This window comes from Alkalibacterium sp. s-m-28 (genome assembly GCF_054658175.1).
In genome coordinates this window covers 1-216 of record NZ_BAAGIQ010000529.1, presented here as the reverse complement: position 1 = coordinate 216, position 216 = coordinate 1, and the positions used below count along the sequence as shown (strand labels likewise).

1 pseudogene is annotated in these 216 nt (G+C 42.1%); it reads right to left on the bottom strand.

The features are described from left to right. Positions 1–190, bottom strand: a pseudogene (locus ACYQ4S_RS13135) (IS4 family transposase); the annotation flags it as partial. Between the last annotated feature and the right edge of the window lie 26 nt (positions 191–216).

Genomic DNA, 216 nt, shown 5'->3' with positions numbered 1-216 from the left:
ATCCTTCTTTCATATGACAGACCTTTAAGTGCAGTTTGATTCCCGACTTAGTCGGGCGAAACGTGCCCCAGGGATACCGTGTTTTATTGAGTGAAAAAGTGGACGAATCAATTAGAAACACTCTTTCGTTTGATTGCACCACTGTTTTTTCATGAACCAGTGAAAGTAATTGCGTGAAAATCTCCATCAATACAGAGGGTTCCATCTTTCGCAGGG